22 protein-coding genes are annotated in these 20,552 nt (G+C 43.2%); 9 read left to right on the top strand and 13 right to left on the bottom strand.

Annotated elements, in window-relative coordinates:
- Positions 1–158: 158 nt before the first annotated feature.
- Positions 159–728, top strand: a complete 570-nt coding sequence (locus FTU44_RS02015; protein WP_257226365.1) for a LysE/ArgO family amino acid transporter — start codon at positions 159–161, stop codon at positions 726–728.
- Between the two features lie 454 nt (positions 729–1,182).
- Positions 1,183–1,746: a YceI family protein gene (locus FTU44_RS02010; protein ID WP_051064995.1), complete on the top strand. Its 564-nt coding sequence runs from the start codon at positions 1,183–1,185 to the stop codon at positions 1,744–1,746.
- Between the two features lie 167 nt (positions 1,747–1,913).
- Here FTU44_RS02010 and FTU44_RS02005 read toward each other — a convergent pair whose 3' ends face one another.
- From FTU44_RS02005 to dapD, 5 genes are all read right to left on the bottom strand, one after another.
- The gene (locus FTU44_RS02005) at positions 1,914–2,372 is read right to left on the bottom strand and encodes a peroxiredoxin (RefSeq protein WP_180049290.1); all 459 of its coding nucleotides are present in this window, start codon (positions 2,370–2,372) and stop codon (positions 1,914–1,916) included.
- 80 nt (positions 2,373–2,452) lie between these two features.
- The gene (locus FTU44_RS02000; protein WP_005170085.1) at positions 2,453–2,866 is read right to left on the bottom strand and encodes a hypothetical protein; all 414 of its coding nucleotides are present in this window, start codon (positions 2,864–2,866) and stop codon (positions 2,453–2,455) included.
- Positions 2,867–2,882: 16 nt separating this feature from the next.
- The gene (gene queC / locus FTU44_RS01995; protein WP_005170088.1) at positions 2,883–3,551 is read right to left on the bottom strand and encodes a 7-cyano-7-deazaguanine synthase QueC; all 669 of its coding nucleotides are present in this window, start codon (positions 3,549–3,551) and stop codon (positions 2,883–2,885) included.
- A 35-nt stretch (positions 3,552–3,586) separates the two neighbouring features.
- Positions 3,587–4,297: a 7-carboxy-7-deazaguanine synthase QueE gene (gene queE, locus FTU44_RS01990; RefSeq protein ID WP_180049288.1), complete on the bottom strand. Its 711-nt coding sequence runs from the start codon at positions 4,295–4,297 to the stop codon at positions 3,587–3,589.
- 131 nt (positions 4,298–4,428) lie between these two features.
- Positions 4,429–5,250: a 2,3,4,5-tetrahydropyridine-2,6-dicarboxylate N-succinyltransferase gene (dapD, locus tag FTU44_RS01985; RefSeq protein ID WP_005097576.1), complete on the bottom strand. Its 822-nt coding sequence runs from the start codon at positions 5,248–5,250 to the stop codon at positions 4,429–4,431.
- Between the two features lie 318 nt (positions 5,251–5,568).
- On the opposite strand from dapD, the gene carO reads away from it, so the two are divergent.
- Positions 5,569–6,300, top strand: coding sequence for an ornithine uptake porin CarO (gene carO / locus FTU44_RS01980; protein WP_180049286.1), 732 nt, complete (start codon positions 5,569–5,571; stop codon positions 6,298–6,300).
- Between the two features lie 234 nt (positions 6,301–6,534).
- Here carO and FTU44_RS01975 read toward each other — a convergent pair whose 3' ends face one another.
- The 7 genes from FTU44_RS01975 to FTU44_RS01945 form a co-directional block, all read right to left on the bottom strand.
- Entirely contained in the window at positions 6,535–7,458 is a 924-nt protein-coding gene (locus tag FTU44_RS01975; protein ID WP_180049284.1) for a CysB family HTH-type transcriptional regulator, read from the bottom strand.
- Positions 7,459–7,512: 54 nt separating this feature from the next.
- Positions 7,513–8,574: a sulfate/molybdate ABC transporter ATP-binding protein gene (locus FTU44_RS01970; RefSeq protein ID WP_100329043.1), complete on the bottom strand. Its 1,062-nt coding sequence runs from the start codon at positions 8,572–8,574 to the stop codon at positions 7,513–7,515.
- Between the two features lie 11 nt (positions 8,575–8,585).
- On the bottom strand, positions 8,586–9,479 hold the full coding sequence (gene cysW, locus FTU44_RS01965; protein ID WP_005097571.1) for a sulfate ABC transporter permease subunit CysW: 894 nt from the start codon (positions 9,477–9,479) through the stop codon (positions 8,586–8,588).
- Positions 9,476–10,309: a sulfate ABC transporter permease subunit CysT gene (cysT, locus tag FTU44_RS01960; RefSeq protein WP_005170095.1), complete on the bottom strand. Its 834-nt coding sequence runs from the start codon at positions 10,307–10,309 to the stop codon at positions 9,476–9,478. The genes cysW and cysT overlap by 4 nt, the downstream gene beginning before the upstream one ends.
- 87 nt (positions 10,310–10,396) lie before the next feature.
- Positions 10,397–11,002 (bottom strand): alpha/beta hydrolase, encoded by a 606-nt coding sequence (locus tag FTU44_RS01955; protein WP_005097569.1) that lies wholly within the window; start codon positions 11,000–11,002, stop codon positions 10,397–10,399.
- 29 nt (positions 11,003–11,031) lie between these two features.
- Complete coding sequence (locus FTU44_RS01950) at positions 11,032–12,045, bottom strand: sulfate ABC transporter substrate-binding protein (protein WP_159138202.1); 1,014 nt, start codon at positions 12,043–12,045, stop codon at positions 11,032–11,034.
- A 178-nt stretch (positions 12,046–12,223) separates the two neighbouring features.
- Positions 12,224–13,231 carry a sulfate ABC transporter substrate-binding protein gene (locus tag FTU44_RS01945; RefSeq protein WP_005170101.1) on the bottom strand — a complete coding sequence of 336 codons (1,008 nt, stop codon included), beginning with the start codon at positions 13,229–13,231 and terminating at the stop codon, positions 12,224–12,226.
- Between the two features lie 159 nt (positions 13,232–13,390).
- Here FTU44_RS01945 and pabC point away from each other — a divergent pair, with 159 nt between their 5' ends.
- From pabC to FTU44_RS01925, 4 genes are all read left to right on the top strand, one after another.
- Positions 13,391–14,203, top strand: coding sequence for an aminodeoxychorismate lyase (gene pabC / locus FTU44_RS01940; protein ID WP_005170105.1), 813 nt, complete (start codon positions 13,391–13,393; stop codon positions 14,201–14,203).
- 1 nt (position 14,204) lies between these two features.
- Positions 14,205–15,263 (top strand): endolytic transglycosylase MltG, encoded by a 1,059-nt coding sequence (gene mltG / locus FTU44_RS01935; RefSeq protein WP_180049282.1) that lies wholly within the window; start codon positions 14,205–14,207, stop codon positions 15,261–15,263.
- Positions 15,264–15,265: 2 nt separating this feature from the next.
- Entirely contained in the window at positions 15,266–15,877 is a 612-nt protein-coding gene (gene tmk / locus FTU44_RS01930; protein WP_180049280.1) for a dTMP kinase, read from the top strand.
- A gap of 84 nt (positions 15,878–15,961) precedes the next feature.
- Positions 15,962–16,378, top strand: a complete 417-nt coding sequence (locus FTU44_RS01925) for a PaaI family thioesterase (RefSeq protein WP_005097561.1) — start codon at positions 15,962–15,964, stop codon at positions 16,376–16,378.
- Between the two features lie 108 nt (positions 16,379–16,486).
- Here FTU44_RS01925 and nadB read toward each other — a convergent pair whose 3' ends face one another.
- A complete protein-coding gene (gene nadB, locus FTU44_RS01920; RefSeq protein ID WP_100357441.1) occupies positions 16,487–18,115 on the bottom strand; it encodes an L-aspartate oxidase in 1,629 nt (542 codons plus the stop codon).
- Between the two features lie 236 nt (positions 18,116–18,351).
- Here nadB and FTU44_RS01915 point away from each other — a divergent pair, with 236 nt between their 5' ends.
- Positions 18,352–19,734 (top strand): Do family serine endopeptidase, encoded by a 1,383-nt coding sequence (locus tag FTU44_RS01915; protein WP_180049279.1) that lies wholly within the window; start codon positions 18,352–18,354, stop codon positions 19,732–19,734.
- 127 nt (positions 19,735–19,861) lie between these two features.
- On the top strand, positions 19,862–20,317 hold the full coding sequence (locus tag FTU44_RS01910) for a thioesterase family protein (RefSeq protein ID WP_100355707.1): 456 nt from the start codon (positions 19,862–19,864) through the stop codon (positions 20,315–20,317).
- Positions 20,318–20,552 lie beyond the last annotated feature (235 nt).

Below are 20,552 nucleotides of genomic sequence, written 5' to 3'. Positions count from 1 at the left end.
TTGATGCCATTTTTCTTTATACTGTCACTGAGGCAGGTTGGACATTTGATTTCTAGAGTTATTCGCATTTCTCTATTTTATCAAAATTCAACCTGCTTTGTTTCAGCATACTTTTTGAAACACCACCCAGTTATATGGTCAGTGGCTTTGCTGTAGGTATGAGCCTGATTGTCAGTATCGGGGCGCAGAATGCCTTTGTACTAAAACAGGGTTTAAAACAGCAGCATATCTTCCTGGTCTGTTTGACGTGTGCCTTGTCTGATACTATTTTGATATTATTAGGTGTTTTTGGTTTTGCTCACATCATTGAACATTATCCAAATGCGGTTATGTTTTCTAAATATATTGGCGCAGGATTCCTGTTTTATTATGGTCTGCAACATGCAATCAATGCATTTAAATCAACAGAAGTTTTGGCTCCAAGTGATCAAGTTACAGCACATTTTTTACAAGTGTTGATGATCTGTCTGGCATTTACTTGGTTAAACCCGCATGTTTATTTAGAAACCGTCATCCTGATTGGTTCAATTTCAACGCAATATAGCCTAGGAAAATGGTGGTTTGCGCTTGGTGCGGTCTGTGCATCCTGGTTTTTCTTTTTTAGCTTGGGCTATGGGGCAAAGATATTGACACCCTGGTTTCAGCATCGCCATGCCTGGAAGGTTCTGGATGCTCTCATTGCTTGTACCATGTGGATCGTCGCAGGGTCATTAATTCTAAGCATTTAATTCAACTGGTAATATAAAAATCCTCAATTGAGGATTTTTATATTTTGAACAAGAGAATGCGAGTAAGGTCTGTAATTGATATTTGTCTAGACATTCTGTTTTAAACATTTTTCAAAGAGAATCACAATAGAAAATAGAGTTTGCAGTGCTCGCTGTGTAAGCAAATTTTACTTCAGATTTTGTTGGAATATATGATCATATTTAGGAGATGAATTTTAAAATCAAAGTATTAACAGTCTCCATTCGATGAGTATACTTCGATTAAGCCATTTCTTAAAAATAAATACTAACGATTATTTTTTCCATTAGTCACTAAGGGTTTTACAAAAACTTCAGTTAACTGGTATAAAAATAACGAAAACAAAAATTCTAAAACTGAAAAGAAAATTTAATTTCAGCTTGAAGCGTGTATCTAAATCCGATCAATAAGAAATTAAACAAGGTGGATTTAAAATTGAAAACAACAATAAAAACTGGACTGATTGGCCTGGCAATCTGTTTATTTTTCAGCAGTCAGACTTTTGCAAAATCATGGACGCTCACTCCTAAAAGTGATGTCGGCTTTGAGATCAAGTCAATGGGACTGACTGTGGTCAAAGCCAAGTTTAATCAGGTGCAATCCAGCATGCAGTTTGATGCCAAAGCACCGCAAAATGCTTCAACGCATCTGGTCATGGATGTCGAGAGTTTGAGTTTTAATAAACCGTTATTGAAACATATGATTTTGGGTGAAGACCTTTTTTATGTTGAAAAATACAAAACGGTAAGTTTTAAAAGTATCCAGTTTAAAGACCTGGGCAATGGTAAATACAATGTTTTAGGCAATTTGACTTTGCGTGGTGTGACCAAACCGGTGATTTTTGAAACAACCTTTAAGTCGAGTCTGTCTAATGACAACTTGCTCGAAGTCCAGGCATTTGCAGTGATTAACCGCAGTGATTTCGGCATGAGAAAGGGGATCGCAGGCGTAGGGGAGAAAGTGAATCTGCATCTCTCGGGTCATTGTGAAGTTAATTAAGGGTGTTTGAATACAGTCTTTTTTCAGATTAATAGACTGCTGCATGTCTATTGCTTAGCTTTAAAAATTGAAGCATAGAAGACATATAAAATGCTTGTATTACATCAAAGTAATCACAAAAAAAGCCCGATTTTTTTCGAGCTTTTATCCTTGCAGGAAATAGTCAATTAAGCACTTTGCAGAGCTTTTAAATCTTCCAGGACTTGTTCGGCATGACCTGCGGCTTTGACTTTACGATATTCTTTGACCAGTTCGCCGTTATGGAAAATAAAAGTCGAACGCTCGATCCCCATGACTTGTTTGCTATACATGTTTTTTTCTTTAATCACATCAAAGTGATTACACAGGATTTCTTCTTTATCACTGATCAGATTAATACTCAGATTCTGCTTTTCAGTAAAGTTTTGATGGGCTTTGACCGAATCACGAGATACGCCAATAATGGTGGTATTTAAAGCATCAAACTGATCTTTTAAACAAGAAAATCCGACGGCTTGAGTGGTACAACCCGGAGTAGAATCTTTAGGATAAAAATAAATCACCAGCCATTCTGTATCCAGCTGGGTTAAATTGATTTCAGCTGTCGTTGCAGGGAAACTCTGGTCAAGCAAACTGATGGCAGTCATATTAACTCCTGTTTTATTTAAAATTTTCAAAAAAATAAGCCACATTATAGTGGCTTATTTCATCAAAGAATAATGAGATATTATTTCTTCGGCGCAGCTTGAGCTGATTTCATTGCTTCTTCAGTCAAAGTTTTCAGTTTGCCTGTTAACTGTGGACCAAAACATGCTTGCAGGTCTTTATTCTGCTTCTGTACAAAAGCTAAAGTTCCAGGACTTTTCTTCTGATTAATGGTGCTTTGGATTTCCCATTTTTGTGCATTGGTTAGTTTACCATCTGCTTCAACAGCGCAAGTACAATATTTACTGACTTCAGCAGCGGTCAGTTTTTTACCTTTGCCAGTTTCATCTTTACAAACATTGATCAATGCAGATTTTACATTGGTGCTTTTATAAGCTTGTTGTAATTTGTCATCAGCTGCCTGAGCCGTTGTTGCGAACATAGCAGCAGCTGAAACAATTGCTGAAAGCACGATGCTTGATTTTAAATTCTTCATAAACTCTACCTTGTTATTACGGTATATAACGTGTCGGGTCTTCAACACCTGCGTCCGCAAAACCCTGTTTACGTAAACGGCAACTGTCACATTTGCCACAGGCACGTCCTTGGTCATCTGCTTGATAGCATGACACCGTTTGACTGTAGTCTACGCCATGTTCAATACCTAAGCGAATAATATTTGCTTTGGATAAATGTAACAAAGGTGTTTCAAATTTGAGCGCCTGACCCTCTACGCCAACCTTGGTCGCAAGGCGTGCCATGTTGGCAAATGCGTCAATAAATTCCGGTCGGCAATCCGGATAGCCCGAGTAATCAACCGCATTAATTCCGATCACAATTGCTTCGGCTTTAAATACTTCCGCAGCGGCTAAAGCATAAGACAGGAAGATGGTATTACGTGCCGGAACATAGGTAATCGGAATACCGGCCTGTTCATGATCAGGCACCTCAATGCTATGATCGGTAAGGGCTGAGCCACCCAGATTACCCAGATCAATATTAATCACACGATGTTCCACACCGGCAGCTTGAGTCAGTGCTTTGGCTGCATCCAGCTCTGTGGTCGAACGCTGACCATACTTAAAACTGATCGCGATACATTCGTAGCGTGCCTGTGCCCAAGCCAGACATGTAGTTGAGTCTAATCCGCCAGATAACAGAACAATGGCACGAGGGCGCATAAGCTGATTCTCCAAAAAAGTAACTTTACAAAAAATTAACGACCAGTTTCATCATTCCATAACAACTTGTGCAGCTGTAACTGGAAACGAACAGGGAGATGGTCTTCTAAAATCCACTGAGCCAAATCACGCGCCAGTTGCGGTAAACGAACTGCGCCTTTTTCAACCGCAAATGCAGGCGAGAACCAGACTGTACTGACTTTCTTTTGAAGCTGATACTGTTCAAGCTGCTGCTTTGACCATTCATAGTCTTCACGGTTGCAGATCACAAACTTGATTTGATCATGTGGCGTTAAATGATCCAGATTGGATAACAAATTCCGTGCAACTTCACCTGAAGTTGGGGTTTTTAAATCTAGAACTTTGGAAACGCGCGGATCTACTTTAGCAACATCTAAAGCGCCACTGGTCTCTAAAGAAACCTCACAACCTAAATCGGCAAGGCGCTGCATTAAAGGCAAGGCATTCGGTTGAGCCAGTGGTTCACCACCGGTCACACAGACATAGGGTGTTTTAAAATCGAGCGTGGTCTGAATAATTTCATCCAGAGATTGACGCTGACCACCTTCAAAGGAATAGGTGGTATCACAGTAGCTACAACGTAACGGGCAGCCGGTTAAGCGGATAAAAACCGTTGGCAAGCCCGCAGCATTGGCTTCACCTTGTAATGAATAGAAGATCTCCGTAATGCGTAAACCCGCAGACGGATCAGAAACTGGAATTGCGGAAGAACGAAGCGTATTCATAACAAAACTAACCACTGAGAAATAAATAACCGGGTATAAAAATAAAAATCCCTACGATCATGACTGATCGTAGAGACGGGGAGCGCTTGAAGCTCCGAGGAACACCAATGTGCCCTCTAAGTTAAGACATATTAGTCTTCGCGTAATAGATCGTTCAGGCTGGTTTTAGAACGAGTTTGCGCATCTACTTTTTTCACGATAATCGCAGCATAAAGGCTGTAAGTACCACATTTAGAAGGCAGACTACCTGCAACAACGACTGAACCTGCTGGTACGCGACCATAGTGAATTTCACCAGTGGCACGATCATAAATCTTGGTCGATTGACCAATGAATACGCCCATTGAAATTACAGAACCTTCTTCAACGATCACGCCTTCAACGATTTCAGAACGTGCACCGATAAAGCAGTTATCTTCAATAATGGTCGGGTTGGCTTGAAGTGGTTCAAGTACACCACCAATACCAACACCACCAGACAAGTGAACATTTTTACCAATCTGTGCACATGAACCCACAGTTGCCCATGTGTCCACCATCGTACCTTCATCTACATAGGCACCGATGTTGACATAAGAAGGCATCAAGATCACGCCTTTAGCCTGGAACGAACCTTTACGCGCCACCGCAGGAGGAACTACACGTACGCCAGCCGCTTTGAATTGTTCTTCAGTCCAGTCTGAGAATTTAGTATCTACTTTGTCATAGAAACGAAGATCACAAGCTTGCATTGGTTTGTTGTCGTTTAATTTAAATGATAACAATACCGCTTTCTTAATCCATTGATGAACAATCCATTCACCATCGATTTTTTCAGCAACACGTAAAGTACCATTGTCTAGACCAGCAATTACGTCCTCAACTGCTTGACGGATTTCAGCAGGGCAATCTGCAGCTGTGAAATTCGCACGATCTTCAAACGCTTTTTCAATGATTGTTGAAAGCTGCGACATGATCTTCCTTCCAGAAAAAATTTTCTAGATTTTACACTATATTGCATTAAAAATAGTTGAGCAGACTGAAAATAGATGAAAAATAGCCAAAAGTGTGGGAAGTTTGAAATAATGAACGTGATAAGTGTTATTTTTCATTATTTTAAAATGTAGTAGAAGTGTTAGAAAAAGCCAGGTTATCAACAAGAAAAACTAATTTGTATCAAAAAATAACAAAAGATCAGCAAAACATGAATAAAAAATATTTTTTAAGTCCTTTATATTGAATCCATCACGAATAACTAATGATCAAAATAAGTTCTTTTGAGGAGAGAAATAATGAAGTCTTTACATAAAATTTTAGCAGTTTCCATTTTGGCTGCAGCAGCTGGCTCTGCTATGGCTGCTGATGAAACAATCGTAACAGATGAAGGTGTGGCATCTTTTTCTTTCTTTAAACCAGCAGCTGTTCGTGCTGAAGTCGGTACTACCGGTTACGGTGGTGCACTTTCATGGAATGTGAACCCATATGTCGGCGTGACTTTAGGCTATAACGGGGGTGACATTTCTTGGAACGATGATGTTTCTGTAAATGGTACTAAATATGACTTGGATATGGATAATAACCTAACCTATCTGAATGCAGAAATCCGTCCATGGGCAAACTGGTTCTATATGGCAGCTGGTGTTGGTTATGTCGATAACGAATATGAACTAAGTAAACGTATTGGTGCTGGTGATACGTTAAGAATTGACGGTGATAGTTATGGTCGTCTTGTTGGAGGAACAGAGGGACGTGTAGATGGTCGACTAGACTACAGAAATAATATCGCACCTTATGTAGGTATTGGTTTCTCTCCAGCAATTACTAACCGTTGGGGTGTATTTGGTGAGATCGGTGCATTCTATACCGGTAATCCAGATGTTAACTTAACAGCAACTAACTTAGCACCAGTTGAAGGTGCTCGTCCTGTAGAAGATGCAATTGCAGATGAAGAGCGTGAAATTCGTAATGATAACGAGTTTAAATGGCTTCCAGTAGCTAAACTGGGTGTAAGCTTCCGCTTCTAATGATTAGATTCAAGAAAAAACGAGCTTCGGCTCGTTTTTTTATATCTATCAAGTTATTAAATTAATTTAAGTGTTTAATCTTACTTCAATAAATCAAGCTAAAAATCCAGAAGCTTCTTAGTTTTTAAATATTATTTTAAAGTTCAATTATGCCTGTATTTTGAACCTACTCATTTCAAACAAACATAAAAAAGAGGCTAAAAAGCCTCATTTCATCTATTTAGATTTTATAGATTAGTCATCCGGATAAGCTACTTTTTTTAATGCTCGAATGTCTGCATCCGGCGAGCACAGGGAAATAAACTCGTAGCCATAACCACGTAGTAAATGTCCTTTACGTACCGCAATCCAGGTGGTATTCATGCCAAAAATATCCGTTTTAATCTGCTTTAAACGGTAATCACGCTCCGGGTCATAAGCGACATCGTTGACAATGCCGACGCCCATATTCATTTCCACATAGGTTTTAATCACATCGGCATCGAGTGCGGACATGACGATATCGACATCAAAGCCGGCTTCTTCAAAGGCGGTATCAATCTTGGAGCGACCGGTAAAACCACCATGATAGGTAATAATCGGGTAATGGGCCAGATCTTCGATCCGGATCTGATCTTTAGTTGCAAGTGGATGATTTTGCGGCGTAATAATACTATGTTGCCAGTTATAATAAGGTACGCTGGCCAGATTGTCTTCAGTCGTCAGTGCTTCGGTTGCAATACCGATATCGGCTTGACCTTGCAGCAGCATTTCCGTGATTTCTACCGGGCTGGCCTGTTGCAGAATCAAATGTACTTTAGGAAATTCTTTTTTAAATTGGCTGACAATCGGCGGTAGCACATAGCGCGCCTGGGTATGCGTGGTGGCAATGGTCAAGGTACCTTCATCAACTTTATTAAAATCATCAGCCAGACGCTTAATATTATCGGCATCGACCAGCATGCGTTCTACAATTCCTAATAGTGCCTGACCCGGCTCGGTTAAACCCAGTAGACGCTTACCCTTACGGATAAACAGCTGTACGCCAAGCTCATCTTCCAGATCTTTAATATGCTTACTTACTCCAGACTGCGAAGTATAAAGTGCAGCTGAGGCTTCAGTTAAATTAAAGTTCTGTCTAACCGTTTCTCGTATAATTCTTAATTGTTGGAAATTCATAATTCTCTTTACCCTAGAAGAGGATGGGGCATTTCGAAGCCCCATCTTTTGGTCTTAAGCGACCTGATTTTCAAATAAATGCAAGTTCACTGCACTTAACCACACGGTTTGATTGGGGCGGAATTGGTGTGCTCTTGCTTCATCAGGTGTCAGTAAGATTTCAATCAAGTTACCCTGACGGTCATTCAGTTCTGCAACGACTTTACCCGCAATCCATAATTCACGTATGAAGGTGGCCTGAATGGCATTGTCTTGTGGCTGTGCATGAATGCGCAGTTCATCAGGACGTGCGAATAAAATCACTTCACCTTGAGCAGCATTTTTTGCGCCATCAAACTGAATACGATCTTGACCGAGCTGAATAATGCCGCCGTTGTTCTGGCCTTCAAAACGATTGGCTTGACCCAAGAAATCAAACACAAATGGGGTTGCCGGCGTTTCATAGACCTCACGTGGCGAACCGATCTGTTCGACATTACCTTTGTTCATCACCACAATCTGATCGGCCACTTCCAGCGCTTCTTCCTGATCGTGGGTCACAAAGATCGAGGTGATGTGCAACTCATCATGCAAGGTACGTAACCAGCGACGTAATTCCTTACGGACTTTGGCATCCAGTGCACCGAAAGGTTCATCTAGCAACAGCACACGCGGTTCAACGGCTAAGGCACGTGCCAATGCAATACGCTGACGCTGGCCACCTGAAAGCTGAGCAGGGTAACGGTCAGCCAGAAAACCCAGCTGAACCAAATCAAGTAAACGCGTAACACGTTTTTTAATTTCCGCTTCAGATGGACGGGTTTTACGTGGGCGAACACGCAGACCAAAAGCAATATTGTCAAATACCGTCATATGACGAAACAGGGCATAATGTTGAAACACGAAGCCGACTTCACGTTCACGTACATGAACATTGGTCGCATCCTGACCTTCCAGAATGACCTGACCGCCATCTGCAGATTCTAGACCTGCAATAATCCGTAGCAGCGTGGTTTTGCCGCAACCTGATGGGCCGAGCAGGGCCACCAGTTGACCATCTGGAAAATCCAGCGAGATATTTTTAAGTGCATGGAATGCACCAAAGTGTTTTTCAATATTTTGTACTTGAATACTCATGTTGGCATTCCTTAAGAAACTGTAGAATCTTGATTACGTTTGTCCTGTTTTTCCTGGCGCAGTTCCACCCATGTTTTTAAAATCAGGGTGACAATTGCGAGGAGAGCCAGAAGCGAAGACACGGCAAACGCAGCACTAAAGGTATATTCGTTATAAAGAATTTCGACGTGTAGCGGTAAAGTATTGGTTTCACCGCGGATATGACCGGATACAACCGATACTGCACCAAACTCACCCATGGCCCGTGCATTACACAGAATCACGCCGTAAATCAGACCCCATTTGATATTTGGCAGGGTCACTTTCCAGAAAGTTTGCCAGCCAGATGCACCGAGCACAATCGCAGCTTCTTCTTCTTCCGTGCCTTGTGCTTCCATTAATGGAATTAACTCACGAGCCACGAAAGGTACAGTAATAAAGATGGTCGCCAGGACAATGGCAGGCACTGCATAAAGGATCTTGATGTCATTGTCCATTAGCCAGGACCCCATCCAGCCTTGCGTACCGAAAATCAGTACCAGCATTAAACCGGCAATCACGGGAGAGACCGAAAATGGCATATCAATCAAGGTGGTCAGGAAGGATTTACCCCGAAAGTTAAACTTCGCCACTGACCATGCTGCAGCTACACCAAATACCACGTTCAGCGGTACGGCGATTGCAGCAGTCAAAAGTGTAAGTTTGACCGCAGATAAAGTATCCGGATGCACCAATGCCTGTGTATAGACACCAATTCCCTGTTTAAAGGCTTCCACAAAAACCAGAATCAAAGGCAGGATCAGGCAGCTCAAGAAAAAAATCAGTGCAATAGTGATCAGGGTATAACGTACCCAGGTTGGCTCACGGGTTGCATCACGGGATTGCAGTTTTTCAGCCAGTGCATTGCTGTTGGTATTCAAACTCATCGTGCAGTTCTCCCGGTACGGCGGCTGGCCCAAGCTTGCAGTAAGTTAATCAGGAACAGCAGGACAAATGAAATCAGCAACATCACCACCGCAATTGTGGTTGCACCGGCATAATCATATTCTTCTAAACGGGAAATAATCATCAGTGGGGCAATTTCTGTTTCAAAAGGCTGATTCCCGGCAATGAAGATCACCGAACCATATTCACCAACACCGCGAGCGAAAGCTAACGCAAAGCCAGTGATAAGCGCAGGAAGTAAAATCGGGAAAATCACCTTGGTCACAATTTGCAAGCGATTTGCCCCGAGTGCAGATGCAGCTTCTTCCAGTTCAGTTTCCAGATCACTGAGTACCGGCTGTACGGTACGAACCACAAAAGGCAGGCCAATAAAGATTAGAGCCAGCGTAATACCAATCGGGGTATAAGCAACCTGAATACCAATCGGTTCAAGATACTGACCAATCCAGCCAGTCGGCGCATATAAAGAGGTCAAGGCAATACCGGCCACCGCTGTTGGCAGCGCAAAAGGCAAATCGACCAAGGCATCGACAATACGTTTGCCCGGGAAGCTATAACGTACCAGACACCAGGCCAATAACAGGCCAAACAGCACATTCACCAGCGCAGCAATAATGGCTGCACTGAAACTGAGTTGTAGGGATTTTTGAATACGTTCAGAGCTCAGGATTTCCCACAAGCCTTCCCAGCCAATGCCCAGTGATTTAATAAAAACAGCAGACAGCGGGATTAAAACGATTAATGATAAATACGCTAGGGTAAAGCCTAGAGAAAGACCAAATCCTGGCAGCACTCGGGATCGCTGCGACATGATGACTCCTCAAAAGAGAGAAAGCTGGTTAAAACTAACCAGCGAAAATTAAAAAAAGAAATTGGACACAAGCATAATTTGCAACGACTAAAATGCAAATTTGAAATAATACTTGCTGTCATCAGTATTGCTGATATGTTGCATAGTCTTTTCTGAAATCAAATACTGGGCAAGTTCAGGAAAAGGGCCAAATCCTGAAGCGACATTGACATGCCCCACCTGTCCGAGATTAATCGGTTTGAGTTTCCAGGCTTTGGCCAGAAACTGGGCGTCTGCATAGCTTAACCAGGGATCATTTTCACTGATTAATAACGTGGCCGGAACCTGAATCTGCACTTGCTGAAAATAATGGCTGTAATCGGTCTGGCTGTTACGAACAAAACCATTTTCCCCAAAACGTGCCGGATTGGCCGGCGCGACCAGAATCAGCTTTTTAACTTTAGCAGTCAATTCTGGATGTTGTGCCAGTGCTGCGACCGAGGTTAAACAGCCAAAGCTGTGCGCTACAATCTGTACATCATCTTGAATATCTTGCAGGGCTTTGACAAATTCAGTGATCCATTCCTGCAAAACGGGATGATTCCAATCTTTTTGTTGCACACGAGAGCATCGACTGAGCTGATGTTGTAAGCATGTTTGCCAGTGATTGTATTCGCTACCACCTACACCTGGAACAATAAGCGTATGTATCATGTCGATGCTCCTGTCAGATCAGCTGCGAATTACTTCGCGCTGTTTGCCTTCACAATCTGGTCGAAAATACCGCCATTCTCAAAATGCGCTTTTTGCACTTTTGCCCAGCCGCCAAACTCCTGATCAATCGTTACCAGTTTGAGTGGTTTGAACACATGATTATATTTCTTTAAAGCTACTTCACTGCGTGGGCGATAATAATGTTTGCCTGCCAGATCTTGCCCCAGTGGTGAGTACAGGAAGTTTAAATAACCTTGAGCCAGATGCTTATTGCCTTTTCTCGCTGCATTTTTTTCTACAATCGCCACTGGCGGTTCAGCCAGAATAGACAGACTTGGCGTGATAATTTCAAACTTACCTGGTTGCTCACGAATCGCTAAGTACGCTTCATTTTCCCAGGCCAGCAAGACATCACCGATCCCGCGCTCGGCAAAGGTGGTAGTTGCACCACGCGCACCTGAATCCAGGACTTTGGTGTTTTTATAAATTTGGCGAACAAATTCTTGTGCAGTCGTGTCATTGCCACCGGCCTGATGTTTGGCCCATGCCCATGCCGCCAGATAGTTCCAGCGCGCGCCACCTGATGTTTTCGGATTCGGGGTAATAATGCCGACACCCGGTTTCACCAGATCGCCCCAGTCTTTAATCCCTTTGGGGTTGCCTTTACGCACCAAAAATACGATTGTTGAGGTATACGGTGTCGAGTTTTGTGGCAGTTTCTTTTGCCAGTCTGTTGGCAATAATTTGGCTTTTTCTGCAAGCACATCAATATCGGCTGCGAGGGCCAAAGTCACCACATCTGCATTCAAGCCATCAATAACAGAGCGGGCCTGTTTACCAGAACCACCATGGGATTGCTTGAAGTTAATTTTTTGACCCGTACGGCTTTCCCAGTATTTGCCAAAACTCTTGTTGACATCTTCATACAATTCACGTGTCGGATCGTAGGAAACATTCAGAAAATCACGTGCTGAAGCACCTAATGAGGTTGCCGAAATCACAGCAGCCAGAACCCCAAGTTTTATTGTTTTTGAAATACTCATTAGAAACCTCAATTTCTTACACGTTTTGTAACATAGCTGCAGAATAAACCTATTCTTTATGCGTAAAAAATAAATAAAAACGAATTTTATATGAAAAAAAAAGATAAGACAGAGCTGAAGTTATTGAAATGAAAATGGCCTTATCAATAAAGGCCATTGTTTCTGCTGGACTGCCTCATTATTTCGTATGATTTGCCTTTACAATTTGATCAAAGATCCCGCCATTATCGAAATGTGCTTTTTGTACCTTGGTCCAGCCACCAAATTCTTTGTCGATGGTGACTAACTTTAAAGGTTTAAATACGCTGCTATATTTCTTTAATACTTCGCTATTACGTGGACGATAGAAGTTCTTCGCAGCCACAGTTTGCCCCGCAGGAGAATACAGATAATTCAAATAAGCTTTGGCCAGGTTTTCATTGCCATCTTTCCTGGCATTTTTCTCTACAATTGCCACCGGTGGCTCGGCCAAAATTGACAGACTTGGCGTGATGATTTCAAATTTACCCGGCTGTTCACGAGTAGCGAGATGGGCTTCATTTTCCCAAGCCAGTAATACATCACCGATCCCGCGCTCAGCAAAAGTGGTAGTGGCTCCACGTGCGCCTGAGTCCAGAACTTTGGTCTGTTTATAGATTTGACGCACAAAATCTTGTGCTTTGCTGTCATTGCCACCAGGTTGATGTTTGGCCCATGCCCATGCTGCCAGATAGTTCCAGCGTGCACCGCCAGAAGTTTTCGGGTTTGGCGTAATGATCTCTACTCCAGGCTTCACCAGATCGTCCCAATCTTTAATCCCTTTTGGATTGCCTTTTTTGACCAGAAAGACGATGGTGGAGGTATAGGGGGTCGAGTTTTGCGGGAATTGTTTCTGCCAGTCTTTAGGCAGCAGACCTCTCGCTGCAATTTCATCAATGTCGGCAGCTAGCGCGAGGGTCACGACGTCTGCATCCAGACCATCAATCACAGCACGGGCCTGTTTACCTGAACCGCCATGCGACTGTTTATAGTTCACGTCCTGACCCGTGGTTTTTTTCCAGTATGCGCTGAATTCCTTATTAAAATTGTCATATAATTCGCGGGTTGGGTCATAAGACACGTTCAGGAAATCTTTTGCAGACACACTGAAAGCAGTGGCCGAAACCAGTGCAGCCAATACCCCAATTTTTAATTTACCAATATTCATTTTTGCCTCAATTTTTTTAGCTTTTGTTGGACAAGGCAAGAATAGCTGGAGATATTTTGCATAAAAAATAATTAAAAATGCATTTGATGTGAGTAAAAGAGATAAATCGATGGAGCTTATCTCTCAGTACTCAATTGTTGATTTGAGAGGCAATAAAATATGCTCTGTTTGAAAAATGCGAACCATGTCAGTGAGATAGAAGTACTCGATCGGGCCTTTCATTATGGTGATGGCTGTTTTAGCACGGCCCGGATTCGACAGGACCGGGTGGAATTATATGATCGTCATCTGGCACGTTTGCAGCTCAGTAATCAAAAATTAAGTTTGCATGCTGATTTAGCTCTGATTGCAGAAAGTTTAGAACTTTTACGTGAATCAGAAAGTCAGCTGAATGGAACATTAAAGATCGTGCTGAGTCGTGGAGTCGGCGAGCGGGGCTATAGTTTGCCAGAGCATCCGGCGGATCTGTGGGTATTTTATTATCCTCAAGCCCTACATGATTTAAAGTATGAACAGATCCAAAGTGGGGTATTACAGCAGGCACTGGGATTGACCATGCCGGGTCTGGTCGGACTAAAAACCTTGAATCGCCTGGAGCAGGTTTTGCTCAAGCAGGAGGCGGATCAGCGCGGTTGGTCTGAGGCACTGGTGACAGATGTACAGGGCGGGGTTGTCGAAGGGGTGAGCAGTAATTGTTTCATTTGTATAAACAATACATGGATTACGCCGGAACTTCGTTATAATGGCGTCTTTGGGGTGATGCGTGCAGAAATTCTACAACGGATGCAAGATCAGGGAATTGCCTGTCAGCAACGTTACATCGATATGGAGGAAATAGCCCATATTCAGAGTCTGTTTTTTTGTAATGCGCTAAACCCGATGAAAATTGTCACTCAATTTGAGCAGCGATCCCTGGATGGCGATGCTTGTATTGAACTTTTTAACCGTCTTCGATTAAATCAGATGTCTTAATATGTCAGCTTCCAAGTCTAAAGCCAAAAAGAACAATACAGCCAAATTTTCGTCACTTTTCAAAGGAATTGCCTTCGTCCTGATTGGACTTGCCTTGATTTTGGTACTGGTCTTAAAAAGTAGTTTGTGGAAAGACTATCCTGTAGACGGACAAAAACAGCTGCTGGCGATTGGGTCAGGGGAAACCTATTCTGGTTTTATTGACCGTCTGGCCAAAGAAAAACAGGTCAGTTTCCCGATTATTCTCAAGCTTTATCAGCGCATCCTGATTCATGACACCATGAAAGCTGGCGTATATGAAGTGCGCCAGGGCATGAGTATTCGTCAGGTTCTGGATATGATCTCCAATGCTGAAAATGCCCAGATGAACCGGATTTTGGTGATTGAAGGAACCACATTCAAACAGCTGATTGATGCTTTGAAGAAAGATGATCTGGTGACCAAAGAAGTGTCACATTTGCCAATGGCACAACTCCTTAAAGAGCTCAATATTCCATTTTCACATCCTGAAGGTCTGTTTGCACCGGATACATACTTCTTTGCTAAAGGTGAAACTGACCGTAAAATTTTAACCAATCTGTATCAGCGCCAGATGAAGGCACTGGATCAGGCCTGGGAAAAACGCGTGACTGATCTGCCCTATCAGAATAAATATGAAGCGCTGATCATGGCGTCGATCATTGAAAAAGAAACCAGTGTAGATAGTGAGCTAGAACAGGTTTCTGGAGTGTTCGTGCGCCGTTTAAAAATTGGCATGCGTTTACAGACCGATCCTACCGTGATTTATGGAATGGGCGATGCCTATAATGGCAATATTACCCGCAAGGATTTACGTACGCCGACGCCGTATAACACCTATACCATGTCTGGTTTGCCGCCAACGCCAATTGCACTGCCAAGTAAGAAAGCCATTGAAGCAGCCATGCATCCGGATAATTCTGACAACCTTTATTTTGTCGCCACGGGCAATGGCGGACATACGTTTACGACCAATCTGAATGATCACAATAAAGCAGTGCAGGAGTATCTGACCATTTTACGCTCGAAGAATAAGGAATGAGTATGTTTATTAGCTTTGAAGGCACAGAAGGTGTAGGTAAAACCACACTCATTCGTTCGATCTATGACGATTTTATGGCGCAAGGTAAAGATGTGGTGCTTACGCGCGAGCCGGGTGGTACGCCGATGGCCGAGCAGATCCGTGCACTACTTCTGGCTGTGAATCATGAAGAAACGATGGCGCATGATACCGAATTACTATTGATGTATGCGGCGCGTGCCCAGCATTTGGCACAAGTCATTCTGCCAGCCTTAGCAGCCGGAAAAATTGTACTCTGTGACCGTTTTACTGATGCCAGCTTTGCCTATCAATGTGCAGGTCGTGGACTCAGTGAAACAAAGCTGCAGTTATTAAATGATCACTTTGTGGCACGTATGCCGGACATCACCTTCTGGTTAGAAGCACCGATTGAACTGGGAATGAACCGGGCACGCGCGCGTGGCGCACTGGATCGCTTTGAACAAGAGAAAGTCACTTTCTTTGAGAAAGTAAGAGCCGGCTATGAAACGTTGTGGCAGCGTCATCCGGAACGGATCAAACGTCTGGATGCAACCCGTACACCGGAGCAGGTATTCGAGCAGGCTTTAAGTTATTTGAAGTCTGGTTTAAATTGAAATCCTGTTTATTTTAATTTTCACTAGGTAAATGTGTGAAAAATCTTCTATATTGAAGGCAATATAGAAGATTTTTTTAATAAGATGAAAACGACCAAAACCGAAATCCAACAATTTTTACAACAAGAATTTCCACAAAGCCTAGAAAAATGTAGGATCGAAGCCGTTGTTCCACGCGGTGCAACTTTGCTGTATCAGGTTAGCGCACAAGAGTTGCGTCCGGGTGGTACTGTTTCTGGCCCAACTATGATGACCTTGGCCGATCTTGCTTTATATGTCGCTATTCTGGGCGAAATTGGCCTGGTGGGTTTGGCTGTCACCACCAATCTGAATATCAATTTTCTCCGTAAACCTTCAGGTGGCACGGATTTGCGAGGAGAGTGCAAGCTTATTAAAGTCGGTAAAGTTCTGATTGTCGGGGAAGTCTGGATTTATTCAGTAGACCTTGATGAGCCAGTGGCGCATGTTACTGCGACTTATGCCATTCCACCTCAACACTAAACACCTGAAGAATAGAAGTTCAGTGATATAAATAGCCTAAGCTTAATTAAGTAGGTGAGCGCTAAAAGACAGGGAGATATGATTTAAAAATCATATCTCCCCAATAATCTAAATATTGACCAAGGGTGTTTCTACTTCAAAATTCACCGGATTTAGAATGGTCTTGCGTAATTCAGGCAATAATTCCGGATAGTCCAGCGTGAAATGCAGGCCACGAGATTCTTTACGCTGCATGGCACAGCGCACAATCATTTCTGAGACCAGCACCAGATTGCGAAGCTCGATCAGGTTTTTGCTGACCTGATAATCTTGGTAATACTCAGTGATTTCTTTTTTCAGCATTTCAATACGATGCAAGGCACGTTCCAGACGTTTGGTGCTGCGCACAATACCGACATAGTTCCACATGGTCTGACGTAGCTCATCCCAGTTTTGCAGAATCACCACATCTTCATCCGGATTGGTTACCTGTGAGTCATCCCAGATGGGTACGGGCGGAAAGGCATAGTCAGCATTGAAATGAGATTCGATATGCTTGGCTGCACTCATGCCATACACAAAGCATTCTAAAAGTGAGTTACTGGCCATTCGGTTAGCACCGTGCAGACCAGTATAAGAGGTTTCCCCAATTGCATATAGACCTGCGATATCAGTCTGGCTATGTTCATCGACCACAACGCCACCACAGGTGTAATGGGCTGCAGGTACCACTGGAATCATATCTTTGGTGATATCAATACCCAGTTCCAGCAGGCGGGTATAAAGCGTAGGGAAATGTTCTCTAACAAAGCTTTCATCCTTATGGGTAATATCTAGCCAGACATGTCGAATACCTAAGCGCTTAATTTCATAGTCGATTGCGCGTGCGACAATATCGCGTGGTGCAAGTTCGGCGCGCTCGTCAAAACGCAGCATAAAGCGTTCGCCATCGGGCAGACGCAGATAAGCCCCTTCGCCGCGCATTGCTTCAGTGATCAGGAAGGAGCGCGCTTGTGGATGATAGAGGCAGGTCGGATGGAACTGGTTAAATTCCATGTTAGCCACCCGGCAGCCGGCACGATAGGCCATGGCAATGCCGTCACCTGTGGCAATATCCGGATTTGACGTATAAAGATAGGCTTTCATTGCACCGCCACAGGCAAGGGCGGTAAATGGTGCTAAAAAGGTATGTACTTTTTCATTTTTTTCATCCAGCACATATAAACCTAGCGCACGGTTTTCACCGTCTAGGCCAAGTTTATGTGAACAGATCAGATCAATCGCAATATAATTTTCAAAAATAGTGATATTTGATTTTTCTTGGGCGCGTTGTACCAAAGTAGTCGAAATTGCACGACCTGTGGCATCGGCAGCATGAATAATCCGGCGCTGTGAATGGCCGCCTTCACGGGTGAGATGCAACTGTTCCTGTTCATCCAGGGTAAATTGCACACCGTGTTTTAGCAGAAAGTCAACTGATGGTTTGCCCCCTTCTACCGTCTGTTTGACTGCGTCCATTTCACATAGCTGTGCACCTGCAATCATGGTGTCATCAATATGCTGTTCAATCGAATCCATTTCATCGAGTACTGCAGCAACACCGCCTTGCGCATAAAAGGTGCTGGCATCTGTCAGGGTGGATTTCGCTAAAACTGTAATATTAAAATGGTCCGGGAGCGATAAGGCTAAACTTAAACCGGCACCGCCACTGCCCACAATAATGACGTCAAATTGATGGGTAAGGGATGAATTAGACATGTCCATCAGCTAATTTAAAAAAAAGTTTGGTAATAACAGCGCTTTTTTGTGCAAAAGGCAAGCGTTGAAACGCTCATTTATTAATGAAAAAAATTAATCAAAGCCTTAACTTAGTGTTTTAATGATGAGATATTGTCCAGCGTGAAGCATTGAAACATATTATTACTTAAACTTTACAATGTTTGTGATAAAACCTATTTACATAAATTTATCAACAATTTGAGTGAATAATTTATATGAAAATTCTAGACTTAAAAAAAGGATTATTTGCAGCGACCCTGACCATGAGTGCTGCACAGTTGCAGGCTGTCACACCGGTTGATTTTTCAAATCTGGTCGAGCAGGTCAGTCCTGCCGTGGTCAGTGTCAATGTCGTTAAAAAAATGAGCGAAGAAGAACTCTTACAACAACAAGTTCCGGAAATTCTACGTCGCTTCTTTGGCAATCAGGTGATTATCCCTCAGCAGCGCATGCCACAGGAAAAAACCGGCTATGGCAGTGCATTTTTTATCAGTAAAGATGGCTATCTGCTGACCAACCATCATGTGGTTGAGGATGCATCTAAAGTCACCATTACCCTGAATGATCGCCGTGAAATTGATGCCACTGTGGTGGGAAGTGATGCACGTACCGACGTAGCTTTACTTAAGGTCACAGGTTCGAATTTTCCAGAATTGCGTACCGGGGATGTAGGCCGCTTACGTGTCGGTGAGCCTGTGCTCGCGATTGGTTCGCCATTTGGTTTTGATTATTCGGCCTCTGCCGGAATCGTCAGTGCCAAAATGCGCAACATGATGGGTGAAACAGCAGTGCCTTTTATCCAGACAGACGTGGCCCTCAACCCGGGTAACTCTGGTGGGCCTTTATTTAACCAGCATGGTGAAGTAGTCGGGGTGAACTCGCGGATCTTCAGTGGAACCGGCGGTTATATGGGGCTCTCCTTCTCGATTCCGATTGATGTGGCCATGGAAGTGGCAGAGCAGCTGAAAAAGAATGGTAAAGTGACCCGTTCCTATCTGGGGGTCAGCTTGCAGGATATCGACCGTAATCTGGCAGAGTCTTACAACCTTTCTAAGCCTGAAGGCTCCTTAATTACTCAGGTTGAACCAAATTCACCCGCCGCACGTGCCGGTCTACGTGTCAGTGACGTGATTTTAAAATATAACGGTACTGCGATTTCACGCACCAGTGAATTATTAAACTATCTCAACCGTACTGCACCTCAGCAACAGGTACAGCTGGAGGTTTTACGTGATGATAAGCGCCGTAATATTTCAGCAACCTTAAGTACCGCACCGGATGATACCCCTGCAAAAGCCGGAGCACAGGCGCAGCCGAGCAAAGGACCTGTAATTGGTGTGGCTATTCGTGATTTAAGTTCGCTAGAAAAGGATCGACTGGAGATCAAAGGCGGGGTCATGATTCAGGATGTTCGTTCAGGTGGCATTGCCGCACAGGCGCGTATCATGCCAAACGATGTGGTGACGCATATTAATAACAAGGCAGTATTGAACGCAGAGCAATTTGTACAAGAAGTTTCTGAGTTGAAGAAGGGCAATGTGGCACGCGTTACGCTCATGCGCCAAGGGCAGCGTGCGATTGTCGGAATGCGTATCTAATTCTATTCAGATTTTTAAATATAAAAAACCGCTTTTGATGGGCGGTTTTTTATTATTTGCAATTTACCCAGCCTATAAATTCGGTAGACTCTATTCAGTTGAAAATAATGGAAAGGATAAGAGAAAAGTGACAGCTATTTTTGATCTTGCGTTAAAGGTGCAAGCTGAACATATCGATGGCTTGGGCCATGTCAATAATGTGGTCTATGTACAGTGGATGCAGGAGGTCGCCACAGCCCATATTGAAAAATTGGGATTGGGGTTAAAGGAATATGTGGAACTGAAACATGCCATGGTGGCAGTTGAGCATCAGGTGCAATATCGCAAGGCTGCTTTCGAGGGCGATGAAATTATTTTGCGAACCTGGTTGAACGATATCAATGCACTGTATTCATTTCGCCAATATGCATTTTATCGACCACAGGATCAAAACCTGTTATTTACAGGTAGTACGCAGTGGGCCTGTATTGAAATGGCCACTGGGCGTCCTAAACGCATGTCGCCTACCTTTACCCAAGCCTATCAACCTCTTTCTGATCAGATCAATCCTTATGATTTTTCAATAGTGTATCTAGATCAATAAGTGCTCGCTTCTTTGGCACAGAGTTAGATATTTCAATCAGGTTTAGCAAAAATATGGCGTGATTTTCAAAGCTTCATTGCAGTGATTGAGCTTGAGATCGCTGGACAGGTATTTTGGCAGAGTGGACAAAGCTAAAAATATAATTCTTTTTCTAGATCACCATTCTGCTATAATCCTTCGCAATTTCTATTCGGCTTTTGTTATGTAATATTTTTAAATTACATAGCGCGTTTTT

This window comes from Acinetobacter sp. YH12105, assembly GCF_013419095.1.
In the GTDB taxonomy this organism is placed as follows: domain Bacteria; phylum Pseudomonadota; class Gammaproteobacteria; order Pseudomonadales; family Moraxellaceae; genus Acinetobacter; species Acinetobacter pseudolwoffii.
This window is presented reverse-complemented; position numbering and strand designations above follow the sequence as displayed.